16 protein-coding genes are annotated in these 16,559 nt (G+C 43.4%); 4 read left to right on the top strand and 12 right to left on the bottom strand.

Annotation, left to right across the window (positions count from 1 at the left end):
* Window positions 1–15: 15 nt before the first annotated feature.
* From KIT51_07640 to KIT51_07670, 7 genes are all read right to left on the bottom strand, one after another.
* Window positions 16–825: a hypothetical protein gene (locus KIT51_07640; GenBank protein UYN88108.1), complete on the bottom strand. Its 810-nt coding sequence runs from the start codon at window positions 823–825 to the stop codon at window positions 16–18.
* Between the two features lie 274 nt (window positions 826–1,099).
* Window positions 1,100–2,605 carry a hypothetical protein gene (locus tag KIT51_07645; GenBank protein ID UYN88109.1) on the bottom strand — a complete coding sequence of 502 codons (1,506 nt, stop codon included), beginning with the start codon at window positions 2,603–2,605 and terminating at the stop codon, window positions 1,100–1,102.
* Window positions 2,602–3,717, bottom strand: a complete 1,116-nt coding sequence (lgt, locus tag KIT51_07650; GenBank protein UYN88110.1) for a prolipoprotein diacylglyceryl transferase — start codon at window positions 3,715–3,717, stop codon at window positions 2,602–2,604. The genes KIT51_07645 and lgt overlap by 4 nt, the downstream gene beginning before the upstream one ends.
* 65 nt (window positions 3,718–3,782) lie before the next feature.
* Entirely contained in the window at window positions 3,783–5,624 is a 1,842-nt protein-coding gene (gene nadE / locus KIT51_07655; protein UYN88111.1) for an NAD(+) synthase, read from the bottom strand.
* 18 nt (window positions 5,625–5,642) lie between these two features.
* The gene (gene rnc / locus KIT51_07660; protein UYN88112.1) at window positions 5,643–6,392 is read right to left on the bottom strand and encodes a ribonuclease III; all 750 of its coding nucleotides are present in this window, start codon (window positions 6,390–6,392) and stop codon (window positions 5,643–5,645) included.
* A 66-nt stretch (window positions 6,393–6,458) separates the two neighbouring features.
* The gene (gene fabF / locus KIT51_07665; protein ID UYN88113.1) at window positions 6,459–7,706 is read right to left on the bottom strand and encodes a beta-ketoacyl-ACP synthase II; all 1,248 of its coding nucleotides are present in this window, start codon (window positions 7,704–7,706) and stop codon (window positions 6,459–6,461) included.
* 38 nt (window positions 7,707–7,744) lie between these two features.
* Window positions 7,745–7,984 carry an acyl carrier protein gene (locus KIT51_07670; protein ID UYN88114.1) on the bottom strand — a complete coding sequence of 80 codons (240 nt, stop codon included), beginning with the start codon at window positions 7,982–7,984 and terminating at the stop codon, window positions 7,745–7,747.
* A 115-nt stretch (window positions 7,985–8,099) separates the two neighbouring features.
* On the opposite strand from KIT51_07670, the gene KIT51_07675 reads away from it, so the two are divergent.
* Together KIT51_07675 and pyk are read left to right on the top strand one after the other, a co-directional pair.
* Entirely contained in the window at window positions 8,100–8,522 is a 423-nt protein-coding gene (locus tag KIT51_07675; protein UYN88115.1) for an IPExxxVDY family protein, read from the top strand.
* Window positions 8,523–8,552: 30 nt separating this feature from the next.
* Window positions 8,553–9,980, top strand: coding sequence for a pyruvate kinase (gene pyk, locus KIT51_07680; GenBank protein ID UYN88529.1), 1,428 nt, complete (start codon window positions 8,553–8,555; stop codon window positions 9,978–9,980).
* Window positions 9,981–10,041: 61 nt separating this feature from the next.
* On the opposite strand, the gene KIT51_07685 is transcribed toward pyk, so the two are convergent.
* The 4 genes from KIT51_07685 to KIT51_07700 form a co-directional block, all read right to left on the bottom strand.
* Window positions 10,042–10,869 (bottom strand): universal stress protein, encoded by an 828-nt coding sequence (locus tag KIT51_07685; protein UYN88116.1) that lies wholly within the window; start codon window positions 10,867–10,869, stop codon window positions 10,042–10,044.
* Window positions 10,870–10,994: 125 nt separating this feature from the next.
* Window positions 10,995–12,545 carry a DUF814 domain-containing protein gene (locus tag KIT51_07690; GenBank protein ID UYN88117.1) on the bottom strand — a complete coding sequence of 517 codons (1,551 nt, stop codon included), beginning with the start codon at window positions 12,543–12,545 and terminating at the stop codon, window positions 10,995–10,997.
* A 45-nt stretch (window positions 12,546–12,590) separates the two neighbouring features.
* Entirely contained in the window at window positions 12,591–13,352 is a 762-nt protein-coding gene (locus KIT51_07695; protein ID UYN88118.1) for an MBL fold metallo-hydrolase, read from the bottom strand.
* Window positions 13,349–13,621 (bottom strand): hypothetical protein, encoded by a 273-nt coding sequence (locus KIT51_07700; protein UYN88119.1) that lies wholly within the window; start codon window positions 13,619–13,621, stop codon window positions 13,349–13,351. Before KIT51_07700 ends, KIT51_07695 begins: the two co-directional genes overlap by 4 nt.
* A 97-nt stretch (window positions 13,622–13,718) precedes the next feature.
* On the opposite strand from KIT51_07700, the gene miaA reads away from it, so the two are divergent.
* Together miaA and KIT51_07710 are read left to right on the top strand one after the other, a co-directional pair.
* Window positions 13,719–14,621 (top strand): tRNA (adenosine(37)-N6)-dimethylallyltransferase MiaA, encoded by a 903-nt coding sequence (miaA, locus tag KIT51_07705; GenBank protein ID UYN88120.1) that lies wholly within the window; start codon window positions 13,719–13,721, stop codon window positions 14,619–14,621.
* Window positions 14,622–14,644: 23 nt separating this feature from the next.
* Window positions 14,645–15,952, top strand: coding sequence for a glycosyltransferase (locus tag KIT51_07710; protein ID UYN88121.1), 1,308 nt, complete (start codon window positions 14,645–14,647; stop codon window positions 15,950–15,952).
* 2 nt (window positions 15,953–15,954) lie between these two features.
* Here KIT51_07710 and KIT51_07715 read toward each other — a convergent pair whose 3' ends face one another.
* A complete protein-coding gene (locus tag KIT51_07715; protein UYN88530.1) occupies window positions 15,955–16,452 on the bottom strand; it encodes a GNAT family N-acetyltransferase in 498 nt (165 codons plus the stop codon).
* Window positions 16,453–16,559 lie beyond the last annotated feature (107 nt).

A 16,559-nucleotide genomic window follows, 5' to 3' on the forward strand; every position in this document is an offset into this window, starting at 1 on the left:
TGATAAATCTCCAATTCATTTTTTATTAAATGTGTACCCGACCGAAGCCTGGTGGCTCAAGCTTAAGTGTTCGCTGTGCTGGATCGCATAATCCAGATTGAATTTGCTTGTTTTAAACCCTAACCCGAAAAAAGCTGCCTGCGGTTGAAGGTTAAAACCTGTACGTGCGCAGAATTTTTTATGGAATACGTATTCCATTCCTGTTTTCCAGTTGGTGGCATAATCAAGATCTTTCTCCAGTTCGGTGGCTATTATTACTTTATCGTTTGGCTTAAACGATAAGCCTGCAGTAAGTAATGTGGGTACCCGGTCATCGTCTATTGAAAGTTTCGGTTGGTTTATATTGGTAATGTAAGCGCCTACTGCCAGTGCAGGGGTAAGTTCAGCAATGCCACCAAAATTTATTGTAAATATGCCTTTCGTGCCGAAGCCTTCTGCCCTGTATTGGATATAATTTATTTTTAGTCCAAGTGCGGCCAGTCCAAGTTGGTTACTAAATCCTGCCGAAAGTAAACTTTCACTGTACAGATCATCCCCAAATCGAAATACCCCGCCACCAATTACACCAAACTTCACCGGCCATGTACACGTGGCAGCGGTGCGGTTTGCCCCCGGCAACAAAGGTCTTAGGTCATACGAAAATGCGGCAGTAGGATGTTCTGTTTTTGTCAAACCGGCCACATTGTTGAAGAGACTCCAGGTATCGAATAATGCAGCCGAGTTGTAGCCCATACCATTGGCCCGTGCACCCATAAGTGTTGAAACACTTTGTGAATATGTGCTGCTGAAATATAGCAGCGTAATGGAAAGGAGTAGGGGTTTCATGCACCGGCTAATGTGCTTAATTTAGTGAATGGAAAGCGATATGTCAACACAACGCACCGGTTTGAGTGTTGTATTACCTTTTTAACGGTATGCGTTTGTGCTCAAATAGCATCCAGGAAATATTCTTCGAACTGTCAACTTCGTGCGAAGGGCGAAATGCATGACGGTAAAAAATCGGGTGAGTGGATGTACTCTTAAAGAAGCATTACAGAGTAGGGGTGTGGTTTCGGTATGATACGAAAGGGCCGAAAGCGGAAATGGAAATACTAGGCCGTTAAAATTCCTTTTTAATATGAAAATAGAGCCCTGTGCTTCCTTGTGAGTTAAGGGTGTACTCAAAACGTAAAACGGCATCGTATGAGGTTACGATATCCACGCCAAGGCCAGTACCTGCAATGAACCGGTTGGAGAGTGAAGTATTTTGCCTGGGTGTGGCTTCTAAGTATGCCGGATAGTTTTCCGTATAACCTATATCGCCATACGTTTTCAGGTATACTGCTAAGGGTATATACTTAAATTGCTTAAGGCTTGTGCCGGGCATGCTGTAAATGCGGGAGAAGACCCGCTTTTTTAGTGTTGTTTTGTTTAGGAAATACCAAGGCCCCTCAATAACATTTACTTCATATCCCCTAACAAAAATCCGGTTGTAGCCCATTACGCCATAGTTATAATAAGGGATGTCGGTTTTGTTGCTCCAGTACGCAAAAGTGAAATTGGAGAAGAAGAAATTTTTCTTCAGGTCGATGTAGCGTGCATAGCTTACCCATGCATCAAGTTTTTCAAGATCATTGCTCAAGGCAAAACCTACTTTTTGAAGATGGAAAAGCAAATGATAGCCATTTAGCGGGTAGGCAATAACATCCCGGTGGTCGGAAATGAATTCGTAGCTCAATAAATCAAATTGCTGCACACGGTTTTCAATGCCCAGGTAATTTGGATTGCGTAAGTAAAGGGAATCGGTGATGGTCGTTTTGCGGAATACGTAGCCCAACCGGTGATGGTTGTAAAATGAATTTCTGTAGGTGTACGTTAAGCCAACACCTCGGGTATTGCGCAGTACCTTGTCGGTTTCAAGGAAGACCAGTTTATGATCTTCGGTACGGTAAGGAACATTCTTGGCATCAATAAAATCAGTTTGAAAGATGAGCCCTTGCTTTTGCCGTTTGTCGATGTAGGGAATCCGGTACAACAATTCAAACCTTCGGACATATCCAAATTGGGCTGTAAAAGTCAACGTTTCATTCCTTCCGCGCATATTGTACTGATAAAGCTTTAAACCATAGTTTACCCGTTTAAAGTCGTGATTATAGTTTTCCCACCATTCGTTGAAGTTTCGGTCGGAGAGTTGAAAAATGGGCACGGGAAAGGTGTACCAGCGCTCATTAACTTCAACCAGTAAATCGGCTATGCCCGGGTATACTTCTAAAAGGCGTATTTCAACGGCATTGAACAAGTGTAGGTTAAACAGTTTTTTCTCATCCCTTTCGAGCACTTTGGGCAGTTCCTGGCTGTAAATAGAATCGCCCGGTTTAAGGGTTAATTCGCGCAGTATTATCGCCTCACGCGTGCGCTTATTGCCCAGTACGAAAACGCGGTTAATGGAAAGGTAATAACCTGTACTATCGTGGATTTCCTTATCGCGGTTACGCCCGTTTTTTTTTATGGTGTCGGGTGCAATCTCAGTTGGGTCAACAAATAATTTCCCTGATGCTGATACGGATAAGAGCGTGGCTCCGAGTACAGCGAGAAATGTTTTCGTTAAAAGGGTGCACCGGATCAACTATTTTTTTCGTTTATAGCAGTATCTTTTGAACTTTGCTTGAAAGAAAACACCAACACAATAATACCTACTATTACCAGGGGTATACTGTAAAGTTGTCCGTAGTTTATGCCGTATGAATTAATTAAATCAATCTCAGAATCAACCTGGACCTCTTTCAGATACTCGTAAACAAAGCGAAGTGACCATAAGATTATCATAAATAAGCCAAAGATAAGCCCGGGTCTGAGTTTTTCCTTTTTTCTGTACCAGACCCAAAATAAGAACGCAAATAGTAATAGACACGAGATTGCCTCGTATAGCTGTGCCGGGTGTCGGGGCACGGCATGTACCCTTATAACGGCTGCGTATCGTCCATCATCTAATTTGGCAAGTCCGTAATCGGGATATTCGTCAATACTGAGGTGTTCTCGGATGGAGCTGGTATACAGTAATCTGTTTTGCAGCCTACCATTGATATACCTGTGCAGTTGTTCTTCATCTTGAAAAGATTTTTTAAACTCAACCAATATCTTCATTGGTTTATAAATGTATTTGTAGTCTTTAGCGTGTACGTTTACATAGCTTACTTTTTCAATTTCAGGTTCACGCTGTAGGTTCTCAGTGATGCTTCTTGTAAAAACCACTCCGTAATTGGTGTGGGTTTGCTTTCCGATAATCTCCGAATTGAAAAAGTTTCCCAGGCGTATCAATGCACCGGTTAGTGCAACCAGGATAACAATGCGATCAAGAACCTGCAAGTAGGATTGACCGGGCTTTTTCTTGCGTGCGTACAACCACAAAGCAAAAAGAATCCCGACTGCAGCACCATGACTGGCTAACCCACCTTCCCAGATTTTTAGTATATCGATTGGATTGGCGAAATAACGCTCGGGTTCATAAAACAATACATGCCCCAGGCGTGCGCCAATAATGGTGGCAATAACCATGTATATGGTAAGGGTATCAACATCTTTTTCGGGTTTGCCCTCTTTTTTATAGATGTAATAAAGGATTTGCTGGCTCAGCAAAAAACCAAGCGCAAAAAGCAAACCGTACCAGCGTAATGTTACAGGGCCAATGGAGAAAATCTCAGGACTGCCGTTCCAGATAATGTAGCTCAGTAAATTCATGGGCGCAAATATATACGGATTATGGTCTAATGTTCAAGATTATACTGTGAAGGTTGGATTAAAGGTTAAAGGTTGTCCAATGCCTCAAGTTCGGATTTAAATCCTGAGGAGAGGATGGGAAACCTGCACCATGTACGCGGGTCAACATTAAGTTCATCAAGGTGAAAGGATGGGGCAAAACGTTCACGCTTCCATTGGTTAGCGGTCCATAACCGGAAAAATTTTTTGATATGCCCCTTTAATAGATACTGATCGTTGAACCCATCTCTCATAGCCCGGTATACTTCTGCGGGTGACTTGCGGTCACGTATGGCGTGCATTTCAATTTCAGCAAGTACGGTGTAAGGCATCAGGTCTTCTTCATCGGTTTGATGGTTTTCCAACGGCCGCAGTTCAGCCGTTGGTTTAAGCTTATTGATCAATTGAAGGCCTGTATAACCTAACTCGGTTTCTGCCCAACGCAACCACTCTAAAATAGTCGGTTTACTTATGCCTGAAATAGGGGCCAGGCTTCCACTGGTATCGCCATCCATGGTGGCGTATCCAACATCTCCTTCGCTCCGGTTTGATGTGGTAAGCAAAATGCTGTTCGTAATATTCGCCAGCATCCATATTATGGGCGAGCGTGCGCGGGCCTGAATGTTCTGTAAGGCAATATCATCGGTTGCCCAATCCAATGACCGGTTTAAAGCATCTTCAATTTTAGCAGTGTAAGAATCAACTTCAGGTTGGATGCTCCAATTATAGAATTTGGCCCCGATTGATATGGCCAGTTCACGTGCTGCTTCAAAGGTATCTGAAGATGAGTTGTTGGTAGATTGATAGGCACAGGTTAACAACGCACCAACAGCTTGCTTTTGATCGGTTAGGTAATCTAGCCCAGTTAGGGAGCAAAATCTTTCCCACCCTAATTCACCACTACCCCTTCGAACCATTTCGGCTACCAGGGCAGCACACGTGGCCGAGTCGGCCCCGCCACTTAATGAAAGCACAAAACCTTTTGATTTACTTTTTCGAAGGTAATCAAACAGTGCTAAGGCTACAGCTTTTGTGAGTTCTTCATTTCTTTCCTTTACATCCATCAATGGAAACTGTTCAGTTTTGGATGTATCTTCAAAGTCGACCAGGCAAGTAATAATATTTACCGGTTTAAAGGAAAGTCTTTTGTTTTGTGCCAGTAATTTTCCTTTCTGTGCAATAAGGATGTCGCCATCGTAAATCATCCGGCCGGCTTCATTGCCCAGCAGGTTGCAAAAAATATAAACGCAATCAAAAAGTTGGGAGCCTTCAAGCGTAACCTCTTGCTCACGGTTCAGGCTTTTTCCCAGAGCAAAGTGGCTGGCACTTGGGTTTAAAATTAAGTCAATGCCACGCTCTTTAAATTGGTACCCGGGTCTTCTTTCTTTGCTCCATCCGTCTTCACAAATTTCAATACCAAAACGGATCCCTTCTGTTTCATAAACCAAATCGCCAGCCGGTATGATCTCGTTATTGCGGTAAAGTGTAACTACTTTTCCGGATGGCCATGGGGTAAACCAACGTGGCTCATAGTGAACACCGTCTTTCGGAAGATTTTGCTTTAGTGTAATACCAAGTATTTTCTTGTTGCCGATAACGCACGATCCATTATAGGTGATGCCCTCTATGCGAATGGGTAACCCAATGTTTACGGTAATATCGGTACAATGTTCCTTTATGGTCAGCAGTTCTTCAAATGCCTTAGCCGAAAGCCACTCGCTTAAAAAAGTATCTTCACAACCGTAACCTGTTATGCATAACTCGGGCAGGCATAAAATTTTTGCTCCCTTCTTTTGGGCTTCCTGTATGGCCACCAATATGTTGCCGGTATTGTTCTTCCAGTCGAACGGGGTTTGATTAAGTGTTGCGCCTGCTACTCTGATGCTCACGAAATAGTCTGGTAATAATTATTGATTACGTAGGGATAGTTCTGATAGTATATTTAGTTTCTCGCAAGTTTTGAGGGCGGCATCTTGCTCGGCTTTCTTTTTACTGTTTCCATAACCTATGCCCGTCACTTCGTTATTGACAAAAACGTTGGCGATAAATTCTTTATGCACTTTTCCCTTTTTGATGTCAACAATTTCAAAGCGTACTTCTTTACCCTCGCGTTGGCTCCATTCAATAACCCGGCTTTTGAAATTCGTTTGTGTACTAACAAGCTCGTCAAGATCATAGTTTGGTGAGATAAGCTTTTTAATCACAAATTTTTTCGTTGATGAATACCCCTTATCCAGGTAGATCGCACCAACAATTGCTTCCAGTGTATTGCCTAAGATAACCTGCTGCAGTTGGGCGTTCTTCTGATCGTACTGCACAATGGTGCCAATGCCAATTTTCCGGGCCAATAAGTTAAGCGATTCACGGTTCACAATGCGCGAGCGCATTTCCGTTAAAAATCCTTCGCTTTTGTATGGAAATTTCTTAAAAAGAAAATCGGCTACAGCCGCGCCTAGCACGGCATCGCCCAGGTATTCAAGCCGCTCATTATTTTCTTTAAACCCGTTGCCATTCTCTTTGAGGATAGAACTATGGCGTGTTGCCAACCGATATAATTCAAGGTTTTTAGGGGTAAAACCAGCGATGGAGTGAATAGCGCTGATAAGCTTTTTATCGGATGGTGATTTTTTGCTGGTTATTTTAAGTAAGCGCCACACGCGACCTGACCAATAAAATTATTCCCTAAGGTAATCAAAGGGATTTAAACGATCGATACGCAGGGATCAGACTTTCTTAAGAACTATGGAAGCGTTGTGGCCGCCAAAGCCGAATGTATTGCTGATGGCAATGTTTACCTGACGTTGTTGGGCCTTGTTCAGCGTAAGGTTTAACCGTTCGCTAAGGCCTTCATCGCGGGTATGGTTATTTATGGTAGGAGGCACAACTCCCTCAACAATGGCCATTAAGCAGGCAATGGCTTCAATGGCACCGGCTGCACCTAACAAGTGGCCGGTCATTGATTTTGTGGAGCTGATGTTCATGGAATACACATGTTCTCCAAATACTTTTTCAATGGCCCGTATTTCGCCAATGTCGCCAAGCGGTGTTGATGTGCCGTGTGTATTTACATAATCAACTACTTCGGGTTTAATGCCGGCATCTTCAAGTGCATTATCCATTACCTTGGTAATGCCTGCACCTTCCGGATGCGGGGCTGTTATGTGATAAGCATCGGCTGAAAGCCCACCGCCAATCACTTCGGCATAAATTTTTGCACCCCTTTTTTTGGCATGTTCATACTCTTCCAGGATGAGTGCCCCTGCACCTTCGCCCAAAACGAAACCATCCCGGTCTTTGTCGTATGGGCGTGAGGCTGTTTCAGGTGAATCATTTCTTTCTGAGAGGGCTTTCATGGCATTAAAACCCCCGACACCAGCTTCGCAAACGGCAGCCTCTGATCCACCGGATACAATCACATCAGCCTTACCAAGGCGTATGTAGGTAAAGGCGTCATAAATGGCGTTAGTGGAAGAAGCGCAGGCTGAAACCGTCACAAAGTTAGGTCCACGAAAACCGTATTTGATGGAAATGTGGCCCGCACTGAGGTCGGGTATCATTTTAGGGATAAAGAATGGATTAAAACGTGGTGTGCCATCGCCTTTGGCAAAAGATTTTACCTCTTCCTGAAAAGTAAGTAACCCTCCGATGCCTGACCCCCAAATTACACCTGCACGGTTGGGGTCTAACTCAGACAACGGAAGGTTTGAATCTTTTATGGCCTCGTCTGCCACCACCATGGCATATTGCGCAAAGGGATCCATTTTTCGGGCCTCTTTGCGGTCCATGAAATTGCCGATGTCGAAATTTTTTAATTCGCAGGCAAACTTGGTTTTAAACAGGGTAGCATCAAAACGTGTTATCGGTGCGGCTCCACTTTTACCGGCTTTCAGCCCGTCCCAATACTCGCGGAGGGTGTTGCCGATTGGTGTAAGTGCACCAAGCCCGGTGACTACTACTCGTTTTAAAGTCATAAGAGAAGAGGTGAAATGAGTAAAAAGCGCTTGTCAGATTACTTCTTAACGTTCTGCTCCAGGTACGATATAGCCTGGCCAACAGTTGAGATATTTTCGGCCTGATCGTCTGGAATAGAAATGTTAAATTCTTTTTCGAACTCCATGATAAGTTCTACGGTATCCAGTGAGTCAGCACCAAGGTCATTGGTAAAGCTTGCTTCAGGAGTAACTTCAGATTCTTCCACACCGAGTTTATCGATGATAATCTGTTTTACTTTTTGTGCGATTTCAGACATGTTTTTACAGTTTTAGGATTTAAAAATCTGTGCAAAGAAAGATATTTACGGCAATATTGTCAAACTTTTTTAATCTTGTCAGGTTGGGTCAAAATGCCGTTCAATTGATCTGAAAATGAAGAAAAGCAAGCTCATAATTGAGTACGATTACGACTTCCAACTGGCCGGCATCATTTCTACTTCCAAAGGGTACAAACTGGCCTGGGAAATAAACAAGAAGCTGGGGGTGCACCTGGTGCGCCAGCCCGATTTGGCGGTTGGGTATAAAAATGAGCCGGAAAAGTTCTACTCTTTTTATGCCTACGATACCCGTATCAATCGATTGAAACTGTTCAAAAACAAGCCTGTCGATTACGAAGCCGGAAAGTATTTCTTAGTGCCTGAATTTCCTCGTTTTGATTTTATAATTTTGACGGCCTCAGAAGAACCTGAGTTTTCAACTATGGTGCTACAAGGAATAAAGCAAATTCAATCTATTGAGTTAATCACACCAATTCCCATGGCATCGCTGAAATCAAAAAGTAATTTTATTTTTTAACTACGGCTTGCTACACAACCCCACATGAAAATGGAAATGATTTCCTATAACAAAACGAAAATTGTTGCTACTGTTGGACCAGCCTCCAACTCAAAAGAAATGCTTCGTGCTTTGGTAAAAGAAGGTGTGGATGTTTTTCGGTTAAACTTTTCACACGGCAATCACGAGGATCATCAAAAGGTTATTGATACAGTACGGGAAATCAATGCAGAGTTGGGCTCAACGGTTGCCTTGTTGTTGGATTTACAAGGCCCTAAAATAAGGGTGCAGGAAGTGGGCCCCGATGTTGAACTAGTGCGTGGTCAGGAATTCATTATCACTACCCGGCAACTCATTGGCAATAACGAAATTGCCAGCACTTCTTATCAACAGTTGCCAAAAGATGTAAAAGCCGGAGATGCCATACTTATTGATGATGGAAAGATTGAATTAAAGGTTCGGGAAGTTCGTGATATTGATGTTGTAACAGAAGTTATTTATGGTGGCCCGCTTAAATCCCGAAAAGGAATAAACCTGCCATTCACGAAAGTTTCTGCACCCTCACTTACAGAAAAAGATTTAAAAGACCTGGAGTTTGGCTTAAAAAATAACCTCGACTGGATTGCACTTTCTTTTGTCCGCAAGGCCCAGGATATAAAAATCCTTCGGGGCATTATTGAAAAGCATCAATCCACCACGCGTATTGTCGCCAAAATTGAGAAGCCTGAAGCACTGAGCAACATTGATGAAATTATTGCGGCCACAGACGCGGTAATGGTAGCGCGTGGCGATTTAGGTGTGGAAATCTGGTTAGAGGAAGTGCCTATGGTACAGAAAATGTTGATTGAAAAATGCAATGCAGCTTCCAAACCGGTAATTGTGGCTACGCAGATGATGGAAAGCATGATTGAAAACCCCCGACCAACACGTGCAGAAACCAACGATGTGGCCAATGCCGTACTGGATGGTGCGGATGCGGTGATGCTTTCTGCCGAAACGGCTGCGGGTAAATACCCTTTGGAGGTTGTTCGCAGCATGGTGCGCACCATTGCTTCCGTTGAAAAAAATGAACATTTGTATTACCGGTTCAGGGACGTTGACCCAAAGTCACCAATTTATATAAATGACAGCCTGGTATTGGCAGCCTGTAAGTTGGCCAAAGATGTTGGCGCAAAGGCTATAGTGGGCATGACCTCCTCTGGCTATACAGCGCTGCGGTCATCATCTTACAGGCCAAACACGAATATATTTGTGTTTACTGCAAATAAATCACTTATCAACACAATTAACCTGGTTTGGGGTGCACGCGGTTACCTGTACGATAAAGTTACCACCACCGATGAAACAATTGCCGATGTAGAAGCCACCCTCAAAAAGGAAGGCCATTTACAAAGCGGAGACATTTTTATTACCCTGGCCAGTATGCCCATTCAGGAACGGCTCCGAACAAACACGTTGAAGATCAATATCGTTAAGTAGTCATTAGTCATGGGTCAGTAGTCTGTATTTTTCTAATGACTAATGACCACTGACTAACTTTTTATTTCGAATAGTTCACACTCAGTACCGGCACCGGGCTGTGGTAGGCCACGCTTTCGGCAACACCAAGCGTATAGGAGGGCAGCCCCTGGCGCGTTCGGGTAACGAGGCTTGCCATACCATCTTTGGAATCACCAAGGTAATTGGCAATTCCCTTGTGCACATCATAATCGCAATGAATGGCACGGGTATATTTCAACTTGGCCGTATTTTTCTCAAACCAATCGAAACGTTCATTAATGTACCGGGAGTCTTTAAAATTTAACGGTGTATTCACATACAGCAGTTGTACAGAAGCGTTGAGGGCTTTTGCAACCTCAAGCAATTTAACAGAAGATTTTTCACTACCCGGTTCGAAGTTTGAGGCAAAAGTTATCTTTTTAAGATTTTTCAACGCGTGGTCTTTTTGAACACACAAAACGGGAACCTCGGCACCGCGGAGTACTTTTTGAGCGTTTGATCCGACAAAGGGATGGTTGGTTTCCTGTGCGCCATGTGAGCCCATGATGATTAAATCAGCTTTCCATTTTTTAGCTGTGAATAGGATAACCTGTGAAGCGGTGCCTACTTCAATAGCCGTTGTGACCGCGATATTTTTTAGCGCTTGATTTTCCTGTTCACGTTTAAGCGCGTTTTTACCTTTGGTAACAGCCGATTTTACTTCGGGATAATCCGCCAACCGGGCTGGTATTTTCTCCAGCCCCAGCGTGGTATACAGCACATGCATAAGAAGTACTTCAGCTTTGGTTGCTGCTGCTATAGCTGCACCAATCTTCAACGCATTTTTTGCACAAGGCGAAAAATCGGTGGGGATCAATATTCGTTTCATAACAATCTTTTTAGGTTTGTTGTGCACTATAAAAATCCACAATTATAGGGGGGCTTCAACTGACACTCGTCAGTAAATGAAATGACTATTATCAAACTAAAGCATAGGCAATAGGGAAAAGGGCCTTACGGCCGGGGCTCTACCAGAATCACTTTTTCTTTCTCTACTACTACGCTGCCGGGCAGATCGCCTTTTCGTTTACGCACGAATTTTTTAGGTGTATAAATAACCGGGCAAAGTGAATCAGTTTTTCGTTTGGAGTTGAAGGCTGCCAACTGAGCTGCTCGTTCCACAACATCTTTAGGGAATTTTTTACCTGCCTGAAACTTAATGACTACGTGCGAACCCGGAACATCTTTGGCGTGTAGCCACAAATCTTCTTTATAGGTAAAATGCAACGTCAATTCATCATTTTGTTTGGCATTTTTTCCCACCCAAATTTTAAAGCCATTATACTCGGTTTCGTGATAGGGTAGTGGCACTTGCTTTTTCACCGCTACTGCTGTCAACCCGGAAGAGTCCATGAATTTTCGTAATTCTTTCAGACTTTCAGCCTGTGCTATTTCCTCCGTATACTGACGCAAGGTTGTGCATTCAGCTTCCTTTTTTGCAAGGGCTTCTTTTAATTTCTGAACCTCGATATGGTGATTCCTGGATTTGCGGTAAAATACTTCAGCATTTTTCTGAGCATTGAGCTCCTTCTTTAGTTTTATTTCAATGGGTTTGTTTTCATGGTGAAAATCCGGAAGGACAATTTTATCCATTCCCATCTTTACAGTATGGAGATTGGCCATTAATAAATCGGCCCAGATTTTATAATGGTCATCGGCCTCTATTTCTTTTAGCTTAGCAGATGTTTTTGTTAAATAGGCTTCACCGTTTTTTAACTGTGTCCTAAGTTTGGTAAGCACCTGCTGTTTTTCGTGTTCAAAGCCGTGAAGGATAGAATGCTGTGTAAAGAATTCGTGCAGGGCTTCAAGTGGATTAGTAAACTGTTTTTGAACCTGACCAACCTCTAATAATGAAAGCACCAGTTGATCGTGAAACTTGGTAATGTAGTACGTTGGTTTATCGAGTTGTTGGCGTAAATCCTGTAGTTGATGCCATTGCTCATCTGCAGATAAGGTATTGAAGTTTTGTTGATCTAGGTGCTGCCAAACAACCTTACCAAAGGTAAAATAGTGTTGCTTTAGTCTGTCCGGATTTTTCAAAAATGCTTCCTTACTGAAGTCGATATGCTTATTCAGTGTGTTCAAATCAATCTCCTGATCAGCAGTAAGATGGTTTCTAAACGGATTTATCGCTTCATCGTTGAGAAACAAAATAAGGTTGGCCCGGTTTCCATGTAACTTAAAGAGGAGATTATAATGATCACTGAACTCCAATGAAAAGCAACGTTCGTTATCGTATTGTTGCATGCCGATAACTCTTTGCCCGATCAACTCACTGAATAAGTCAACGCTGTTTTTTCGGGCGCGGTTAAAATCGGTTGGAAAGGAGAGGCAACAGAAATCAGCGAGCAGGCTGGCTTTGATAAAGAAGGGCTTTGCGCGGGTTTCAAACCGAATGATCAACTCATCTTTATTCTGACTGAAACATTCAGACACCACACTGTCCTTGAGTTTGTTGCCAAGTTCAGCGGAAAGCTGCCGTAAAAAATAAAAGTTATTGTGCATCGTAAACTCAGGCGCTTCGAATGATTAGAAGCGATAGTAATGTTCTTACAAACTTAACCGTAAGCCATCAAAAGCCAAGTGAACATTGTCGGGCAACTCTTTTTCAATACTGGCGTGTAAACCCAGTTTATGACTGATGTGCGTAAAGTAGGTAGTCTTAGGTTTGATTTTCTCCACCATGGCCAAGGCTTCGTCCAGGTTAAAGTGCGAGATATGATACTCTCGTTGCAATGCATTCAATACCAGTATATCGGTTCCCACCAGGTGGTTGAATGTTTCATCCGGGATAGTTTTGGCATCGGTGATGTAACTGAAATTCCCGATCCTGAATCCATAAACCGGAAGCCTTAGGTGTAAAACCGGTAGTGGTGTAATGTTAATGTTCTGAACTTGAAAAGTTTCAGCCGTAATGGTATGCAACGTTACCTGGGGTAAGCCCGGGTAATTCTTTGGGCCGAAGATGTAAGCAAAGTCACTTTTCACCTGGCCCAGGGTTTCTTCTGTTCCGTACAGCGGCATGCTTTGCTGCTGCAGGAAATTAAAGGCCCGTACATCATCCAGCCCGGCTGTGTGATCGCGGTGGGCATGGGTGAATAATACCCCATCCAGCCGGGTTATGCCTTCGCGAAGCATTTGTTGCCGGAAATCCGGACCAGTATCAATTACCAGGCTTGTGCCTTCCACATCCAGATGGATGGAAGTGCGTAATCGTTTATCCCGAAAATCCAGTGAATTGCAAACCGCGCAGGAGCAACCAATTACAGGTACACCTTGTGAGGTTCCGGTTCCCAGGAATGTGATCTTCAAGCCTTAACTTCGGTTTGGGTGATTTCTTCGTACAACTTCAGGCTTTTCTCGGTAAAGCGGGTGGTGTCCAGTTCCAACGTCTTCAGGATGTCCAGCAGGGCATTGATTTTCCCTTCGGTGGTGTAGAACTTATTGACGATGATGATTTTCTGCTCGCGCAGCAGGCAGTATCCTGATTTGAAATTGCCTTTTTCATAGCGAAGCGTATAGTCCGACTCGGCAATCAAATCCTCCAGCTTGGTTAAAAAAGGAACAGTATATTTAATCATAGTGGTTGTTTTCGATGGGGCGAAGATAAATCATATTGGCAACTTAATTCAATAGTCAAAATTCATAATTCATAGTTCAGCCTTTGTAATTTTGACCGTGGATTTAACGCACAAAAGACTGCTTGTTATTGTTGGCCCCACTGCAGTTGGGAAAACCGAGGTGGCTATAAAGGTGGCTGAGCATTTCAAAACGGAAATTATATCGGCTGATTCACGGCAATTTTTTAAAGAACTCATTATTGGAACAGCAAAGCCTAATGCGGAAGAATTGAGCCGGGTAAAGCATCATTTTATAAACTCACACGCTATCACCGAAGAATATGACGCTGCCCGTTATGCCGGTGATGCCTTGACCTTCATTTATAAACTTTTTGAAAGACATGATTACCTGGTGGTTTGTGGTGGCTCAGGGCTTTATATAAAAGCACTGCTCGAAGGTTTTGATGATATTCCGGAAGTGCCGGATAACATCCGCGATGAAATTATTGCACACTATGAAACAGAAGGATTGGAGTGGTTGCAAACGAATCTTCAGGAACTTGACCCTGCCTATTGGCAAAAAGTGGATCAGCAAAATCCCGCCCGCCTGATGCGTGCGCTGGAGGTGGTGATGGCTACCGGTAAATCCATTTCATCATTTCAGACAAAACAAAAGCAGCAACTTCCTTTTCAGGTGATTAAAATTGGATTGGAGCTTGACCGGGAACTTCTGTACAAACGCATTGATGCCCGTATGGATGAAATGATTGCAAAAGGATTATTTGAAGAAGCAAAAGCTATGTACCCGTACCGTCACCACCAGGCGTTGCAAACGGTAGGGTATAAGGAGATATTTGATTTCCTGGATGGACAATACGATCGGGAAGAAGCAGTACGCTTATTGAAGCGCAACACCCGCAGGTATGCCAAGCGGCAGTTCACATGGTTTAAGCGCGATACGGAAATCACCTGGGTTAAACCCAATCAATGGGAATTGATTGTTGATGTGGTTAACAAGTAATCCTTATTGGTTAATATTGAAGCATGCCGGATAGACGCGTTTTAATCATTACTTATTACTGGCCTCCCAGTGGTGGCAGTGGTGTACAGCGCTGGCTTAAATTTGTCAAATACCTGCCTTCGTATGGTTGGCAGCCCTATGTATTTACGCCCGAAAACCCTTCGTTTGATATAAAGGATGAATCACTCCTCAACGATGTTCCTGCCGAAGCGGAAGTGATCAAGCTACCCATCTGGGAGCCTTACAAAATTTTTAATTGGTTAAGTTCGCATGTTTCGGGAGGAACTAAACAGCGTGTACCTGTTGATTCCATAGCGCCAAGCAAAAAAACTTTTTTTCAGCGCTTAAGCGGATGGATTCGCGCGAACCTGTTCATTCCCGATCCACGGATTTTTTGGATCCGGCCATCGGTCAAATTTTTGCACGACTTTCTCATGGAGCGAAAGATCACCACCATTATTACTACCGGCCCGCCACACAGCATGCACCTGATTGGCTTGCGGTTGAAGAGTAAAAATCCTGCTTTACATTGGATAGCCGATTTTCGCGACCCGTGGACGGAGTGGGGACTTTGGGAAAAACTTGGCGTGGGTAAGTTAGCCATGCAAAGGCACAGAAAACTGGAGCAAAAAGTTTTGTCTACCGCAGATGTGGTAGTGTCGGTAACGCCATATTACATCAAGCGCTTTGAAGCACTTTCTGGCAGACCGGCTGTATTGCTTACCAATGGTTTTGATGAAGATGATTTTATCAACATAAATTACAGCAGACCAAATAAGTTTACCATCCGACACATCGGTATTGTTAACGAACAGCGCGATCCGGTTCCCTTTATGGAGGCTTTTCAACAATTGTTGGATGAGCATACTGAATTCAGAGATCACGCGCTGGTTGAATTTGTCGGGGAAGTCTATCAACCCTTTAAGGACTATGTACACGATCACACCTCACTTCATAACCATGTTCACTTTACGGGAAATGTATCGCACCAAAAAGTAATGGAGTGTTATGGAAGCACCTCATTGTTGTTATTAATCCTTACGGGGTACCGCGATCCGCACGGCTTTTTTCCGGGTAAGTTGTTTGAATACATCGCCACCGGTGTACCGGTGCTGGGCATTGGGCCTGTTGTAGGCGATGCGGCTACTGTTTTACAACAAGCCGGCACGGGTGTTATGGCAGAAAGTAATGATGTGACGGGAATAAAAGCATCGTTGCTGAAATATTTTATGGAATGGAAATCCAATCCCAACCCAATTGTTACGAAAAGAAATGTATCGGCTTATTCGCGGAAGGTGATTACGGAGAGGTTAGTTTCATATTTAAAGTGAAATTATTCATGGCTGAAGAGCAGTGAATCTTCACCCTCTTTAAAACTCAACTTTTCCTTGAAGTGCATTCCAAGCTTTCCAAGTAATTTTATAGAGGCAACATTTTCCGGATGGGTAATGGCACAGAGTGCTGTTATGTTCAACTTGGTTTTCGCATAATCCATTGTGGCCTGTGCTATTTCTACTGCATAGCCCTTACCCGTATAGGCTGGCAGAAAGGCGTAGCCGATGTCCGGATGCTCAAGTGCATCTCTTTTAAGCAATCCGCACATGCCGATCAAAGTATCTGATTCTTTAAGACTCACACCCCAAAGTCCAAACCCGTTTTCACGATAGCTTTTAATGGGGCCTTCTTCCAGATAGGTCTTTGCCTGATCTACCGATCGGATGTTCCGGTCACCAATAAATTTCAGCCACCCGGGTGCATTTACCAGTTCAACAATAAAGGGTGCATCATCTGTTACTAATTCCCTTAACCATAATCTGTTTGTTCTAAGGATTACAGGCGAGGGCAACATGTTTGTTTTATTCAAGGTAGAATATCATTCGTGTTTTAGTGCTTTTGTGGCGAAAGGATAGCCACTAAACACCAAAGCATTTAAGTATC

Source organism: Cyclobacteriaceae bacterium (assembly GCA_025808415.1).
Lineage (GTDB): Bacteria > Bacteroidota > Bacteroidia > Cytophagales > Cyclobacteriaceae > UBA2336.